General features: G+C 48.3%; 6 protein-coding genes and 1 tRNA gene. 2 read left to right on the top strand and 5 right to left on the bottom strand.

Annotation, left to right across the window (positions count from 1 at the left end; translation table 11 throughout):
* Window positions 1–16 precede the first annotated feature (16 nt).
* A complete protein-coding gene (locus tag FJZ26_03540) occupies window positions 17–796 on the top strand; it encodes a hypothetical protein (GenBank protein MBM3229478.1) in 780 nt (259 codons plus the stop codon).
* 82 nt (window positions 797–878) lie between these two features.
* Here FJZ26_03540 and FJZ26_03535 read toward each other — a convergent pair whose 3' ends face one another.
* The 3 genes from FJZ26_03535 to FJZ26_03525 form a co-directional block, all read right to left on the bottom strand.
* Window positions 879–2189 (bottom strand): CoA-binding protein, encoded by a 1311-nt coding sequence (locus FJZ26_03535; protein ID MBM3229477.1) that lies wholly within the window; start codon window positions 2187–2189, stop codon window positions 879–881.
* Between the two features lie 227 nt (window positions 2190–2416).
* Entirely contained in the window at window positions 2417–3058 is a 642-nt protein-coding gene (locus FJZ26_03530; GenBank protein MBM3229476.1) for an acetyl-CoA synthetase, read from the bottom strand.
* 17 nt (window positions 3059–3075) lie between these two features.
* A complete protein-coding gene (locus tag FJZ26_03525) occupies window positions 3076–4065 on the bottom strand; it encodes a hypothetical protein (protein MBM3229475.1) in 990 nt (329 codons plus the stop codon).
* 39 nt (window positions 4066–4104) lie between these two features.
* On the opposite strand from FJZ26_03525, the gene FJZ26_03520 reads away from it, so the two are divergent.
* A complete protein-coding gene (locus FJZ26_03520; protein ID MBM3229474.1) occupies window positions 4105–5346 on the top strand; it encodes an MBL fold metallo-hydrolase in 1242 nt (413 codons plus the stop codon).
* A gap of 165 nt (window positions 5347–5511) precedes the next feature.
* Here the strand turns inward: FJZ26_03520 and FJZ26_03515 are convergent.
* Both FJZ26_03515 and FJZ26_03510 read right to left on the bottom strand, forming a co-directional pair.
* A tRNA-Thr gene (locus FJZ26_03515) sits at window positions 5512–5583 on the bottom strand.
* 136 nt (window positions 5584–5719) lie between these two features.
* Window positions 5720–5940: adenylosuccinate synthase (locus FJZ26_03510; protein ID MBM3229473.1), on the bottom strand; the 221-nt coding region annotated here is incomplete at its 5' end.

Below are 5940 nucleotides of genomic sequence, written 5' to 3'. Positions count from 1 at the left end.
TCTGCAAGGTCTGTGTATGTCATTTAATGAAAAAATCGACCTGAAGAATGAAAACCCTGGCATCAACTTTGCAGCTGCCGGGTATCACTTGATGCTTCTTTTGCTTCTGGCATACGGCTATTTGACACACCAGATCCAGCAATATTTTTGGGCTGCGTTTTTGAACCTGTTTATGTTTAGCGCGATATTGATTGTTGCAATGGCAAGCATGCTCTTGGTTTCTGTATTCAGCTTGAAAAAATCCAAAAAAGAAAACAGGGAAACCGGCATGGGGTTTATGGTCCTTGAAATTCTGTTGTTCTTATTGCTTGTAGGCAGCTTTGCATATGCATTCATACTTCGACCAAGCCAGCAAGGTGGCCTTCTTTTGGCGCTGATGCCACTTGCGGCACTTTTTGCCATCAAGGAAACGCAAATGCAACCTGCTAAAGCGATATATTGCATAATAAACAGCATCACCGGCTTTCTAATTGGAGTTTTTGGAATTTTTATTGCAGCTTACTTCATGACATCAAAAATAGCGCATATGGTGTTGAAAAACGATGCAACCAAACATGATAATAAGGCAAAAGACAAGGCAAAAGAGATTGGCTTTCTTGCGCCTGTTTTCATAATTCCGTTGGTCTGGCTTGTGGGCCGTTACGACAATGCAATCGGAGTTATGCTATTGGGCGGGCTGTTTTATTTTTCACTTGCAGCAGGCTACATGATAATGGCACTTAGCGAAATACTTCAAAAGCATCCGGTGTCGATTGTTGTTTATCTTATAAAAAGGATATTTGGGGAAATGTCATAAGTGCTAAAAGCCCGCTGTGGCTTTGACTTGTTTTGCTAACGCGGCCGGATTTCTTGGCCCGTCCCGTTAACCTGCTCGCTGGTTAAATCAGGCAAGCCGTCTTGTTGAACTTTTTGTAGTGGTCGCAGTACTGGAGGAACTTTGAGAGGGCCTTTACGCCGCTTGATGGAGAGGAGTATGTCGGGATGCCGTAGCTTTCAAGTATGCGCCTGTGCATTTCAGTGTATTCCCCGCCTGTTGCAATGACTATGATTGGCTTTTTCTTCTCCCCGTTGGCTTTCACAAGCACGCTTACAATGCGCGTGTCGATTGCCGCAGTCTGGAATAATACGTTTACAACAAGCGCGTCAACCCCCCTGTCATCAAGGCAGATTCGAATTGCCCTCTCAAACCTTGCAGAATCCGCATCGCCGATAAGGTCAAGTGGGTTGCGCGCGTTTGCATAGGGGGGCAAAAGCTCCTTTAGTGCAGCAAGAGAGCTGTCCGAAAATTTCGCCAGGTCAAGTGAGTGCTGCTCGATTGCGTCTGCCGCCAAAACGCCGTTGCCCCCTCCGTTTGTTATGACTGCCACCCTGTTTGCGCAGCATATTGGCTGGCTGAAGATTTTTGCAAAGTCAAACAGCTCGTCAAGCGTCTCGGCCTCGGTAATCCTTGACTGCGCAAATGCGGCAGCATACGCCATTGCAGAGCCTGCAAGCGAGCCTGTGTGGGATTTTGCAGCCTGCGCGCCAAGCTTACTTTTGCCTGCCTTTATCGCGACTATGGGTTTTTTTCGCGTGATTTTTGAGGCAACCTGCAAGAATCTTTTTCCATCCTTGACGCCTTCAAGATAGCACACGATTATTTTTGTTGACAAGTCATTTCCCAGGTACTCAAGCAAGTCGCACTCGCTGACAACTGAGGCATTGCCGTATGAGACAAATTTGCTCATGCCTACCCCCGCGCGGGCAGCCAGGTCGACAATGCACCCACCTACCGCCCCCGACTGCGAAATAAAGGAAATTTCCCCGACGTGCGGCCTGCCCAGCTTGTAAATTGGCAGGAAAACAGAATCCACCCTTTTTTCCGGGTTTATTACGCCCATGCAGTTTGGGCCTATGACTGCCATGCCATGCTTTGAGGCCGCCTCCACAAGCCTGCCTTCAAGCTCCACATTCCCGACTTCCCCAAAGCCCCCTGAAATCACGACTGCGGCCTTAATGCCCTTCTTTCCGCACTGCTCAAGCACGTCCACAACTGCAAGTGCTGGAATTGCAATGACTGCGCAGTCAACTGGGCCTGCAATGTCAGCAACCGATTTGGCACACTTGACTCCAAGCACTTCAGGCACATTTGGATTGACTGCATAAAGCTTTCCAGGGTATCCGCCTTCAAGGAAATTTTTCAGGACCACATGGCCGATTTTAGTCGGCTCGTGCGAAGCCCCTATTACTGCAATGCTTTTGGGGTTGAAAATTTTTTCAAGAAGCTTGGTCTTTGAGTTGGAAGTTTTTGCCGTTTAACACACCTTTTGGAATTGTGCTGATTGTTTTGATTTGTTTTGGTATTATTGGATTGCTTTGGATTGTTTTGGCAGTTCCTTGCATTTTCTTTACTTAAGTAATTTTTCCGCATTTAAGCCTAATATTCTGATTTGTCCTCTGCGGCCTTTTCAACTATCCTGCTGTCTACAACAAAGCAGCCGTGCTCGTTTGCTATTACGGGGTTGAAGTCAAGCTCCTGCACATCCTGCTCAACAAGAAGCCTTGACGTCTTGACGATTAGGTCAGCAAGCTCCGATTCATTGATTGGTTTTGCCCCCCGCGCCCCTGCAAGCATTTTATAGGACTTGATTGAGCGAATCATTTCAAGCGCCATTTGCCTGTCAACAGGGCATACCCTGAAAACTAGGTCTTTAAAGATTTCAACGTAAATTCCTCCTAGCCCAAAGAGCACCAAGTGCCCGAATTGTGCGTCTTTCATGCCCCCAACAATCAGCTCAAAGCCCTTTGGGGCCATTTTTTGCACCCTCACGCCATTCATGTTCGCCTCGCCGACATTTCTCCTTATTATTTCATATGCATTTGCAACTTCCTGCCTGCCCATAAGGTTCAGCTGCACCCCGCCAACATCGCTTTTGTGCGAGATTTTCTTTGATGCGACTTTTAGGGCAACGGGAAATCCTATTTGGGCTGCAACTGAAGATGCCTGCGCCGCATCAGCGCAAAAGTGTTCCTTCAAATACTGGATTTTATAACTTTCAAGAAGTTTCCCTATTTCCACTTGTCACACCCAGCATTTCAAAATAGCTTGATTTTCAGGGACTGGGAGAGGAAAATAGCAAGGCCAATGCCAACCAGAAGCACTATTCCTATTTCCACATACCAGAAAAAGTGGCGCAGGTAATATTCCGTCTTTGACTGCAGCCTCATTGCCTTGACATCGGTTTGTTCCTGTGGCGTTTGGGAGTGCGTCTGTTCCATCTGCTGCGTCGCACTGGCAGCAACTGACCCAATGCCCGTTTGTTTTGCAAACAAGCCAGGCTCAGTAATTTGTTTTGCACTATTTGCATTGGAAGCTTGAGTTAAGATTTGTGAAGCTTGCGCTTGCGATGATTTTGGCTGGGCTTGAGGTTTTGGCTGCGCCAAGAGCTTATTTTCCTCCTTGCTTTTTGGGAACATGCCGAAAATGATTTCCTTTGCATCGTCCGAAGCATCCTGCGCAAGGCTTTGCTGCCCGCTTGCCGCTTCTTTGGCAGGCGCCTGAGAGTCTGCCTGAATTACCTGTGTTGCTTCAGGGATTCCCGCCGAACCTCCTTGCATGGCTTGCTGGGTGCCTCTGACAATGCCGACTTTGTTGAAGCCCTTTTCAGTCAATGCAATGCCGACTTTGGCGGATTTTACGGTGCTTTCAATGAATGCCTGGACGCAAAGCTTGTTGAGGTGCACAGCCAGGTCTGCAGGCCGCACATTGAGCCTTTGGGCAAGCCGCTCCGAGTCTGAAACGCCGGTGGCGATTGTTGAGAGAATGGCCTCGTCAAGCGAGTCAAGGGGCTCAAGGGTCTTTTGCTCGCACTGGTGCATAACCTGCCTGCCGTGCTCGGTTATTGAAATCCTTGACATCCCGCCAATTGACGACTCCAGGTCAAGGTATCCTTTTACCTTAAGGGAACCTAGGAGGTTGGCGGTTTCAAAAAATGAGGTGTTTATTACCGGGCCAAACCGCTCTATCACTGAGTTTTCATCAAGCTTCAGAAGCACAAGCAAATCGAGGTAAGTGAGGTTGTCCACAATTACCTTTATTTAGATATTCTTTATATAGTTTAGCTTATGGCTCCAGTTACAATAAAATTCTTGGGCTCTGCCCATGAAGTCGGCAGAAGCTCCATATTGCTCCAGACAGACAAGCATATAATGCTTGACCATGGCCTCAAGCTTTTTGCAAACACGCAGCAGGAAGTGAAGCCTCTTCCCTACGAGGGCAAGCTTGACTTTGCGATAATATCCCACGGCCACATGGACCATGTGGGAAATGTGCCTGCCTTGTTTGGCAAGCACAAGATTAACCTGATTGCAACGCCGCCCACAAAGTCGCTTTGCGAAATACTCTGGGAGGACTCACTCAAGCTTTCGCAGAACTTCAGCCAGAAGCAGATGCATGCGGCCATGAAAAGCTTTGTGCTTGTGCCCTACAAAAAGCAGGTTCTTGCAGGCAGGACAACATTTTCTTTCCATGATGCAGGGCACATAACCGGCTCAGCGATAACAGCACTTGAGTATGAGGGCAAGAAGATAATTTATTCCGGAGACATAAACGGCACGGAAACGCGCATGAACATTGCAACGCAGTTTGAGCAGCAAGGCGATGTCCTGATAATGGAGAGCACCTATGCAAAGCGGGACCACCCGGACAGAAAGGAGCTTGAAAAAAGGCTAAAGGCCGAGATAAAAAAGACCGTTGACGCGGGCGGAAACGCGCTGCTGCCGGCATTTGCGATAGGAAGGACGCAGGAGCTAGGATGCATCCTTCATGACCTTGCGCACGACATTGACATATTCGTTGATGGCATGGGAAAGCTCACTGCCTTGTCGCTTCTTGAGCACCCGGAATATGTGAGGGATTTTGAGGCATTCCAGGCATCCCTTACAAGGATACGGTTTGTAAACTCAAGGCAAGAGCGGGAAAAGGCCCTCATGCGGCCAAGTGTCGTAATCTCAACAGCAGGCATGCTCCAGGGAGGCCCTGCCATGCACTACCTTTTGAACTTAAACCCCGACTCCAAAGTCTTCATGACAGGATACAGCGTTGATGGCACAAATGGCTACAGCCTCCTGAATTCCGGTGAAGTTACGATTGACGAACGGAAGGTGAAGATAGACCTGCCGGTAGAATACCTGGACTTTTCAGCGCATGCAGGCAGAAGCGAGCTGCTCGGCTTTGTCAAAAGAATCAACCCCGGCAAGGTAATCTGCAACCATGGCGACTCGTGCGAGGAGTTTGCAGCCGAGTTGAAGGAGATGGGCTTTGACGCCCTTGCCCCCCAAAACGGCGAGCTGATTAAGATTGAGTAGGAAAAAATTAGCGTATGCGCAGGAGCACGGAATTTAATTCCGAGCATTTGACCTCGTGGCATCACAAAGTCTAACATGATGCCCCAAGCCTTGGGCGATCGAGCAATTCGAAGAATTGCGAGAGATTTGCGCCCCGGGACGCAAACCCAAGGCAGAGCGCAGCGAAGCCTTGGGCGAGAATTGAACTCGCGGCCTCGTCCTTACCAAGGACGCGCTCTACCCCTGAGCTACCAAGGCGAAATTTTGAATCATTGAATCAAACAGTCAATACAAGCCCCAAACAACAAGAAAGTTGCTCTCCAACTAACGCCAACACATGGCTATGATACTACAAGACCATGACAAAACTAGCTGTCTGGAGCAAGAAGAGAATTTACTTTGGCAACTCCTTTAATACTAACGTTTTTTCCCTGTCGGGCCCGACACCTAGTATCGTGATTGGCACTCCAAGAAACCGTTTTATGAACTTGAGATATTTTTGGCAATTTTGGGGGAAAGCATCCAGGGAGTTCTTTTTTGCAACTTCCTGCCAACCCTGCTCGCCTAGGTCTTCCCAGCCCCTGAAATTCTTGTAAATAGGTTGTGCTTTTGCAA

This window comes from Candidatus Parvarchaeota archaeon (genome assembly GCA_016866895.1).
Taxonomy (GTDB): Archaea; Micrarchaeota; Micrarchaeia; order Anstonellales; family VGKX01; genus VGKX01.
This window is presented reverse-complemented; position numbering and strand designations above follow the sequence as displayed.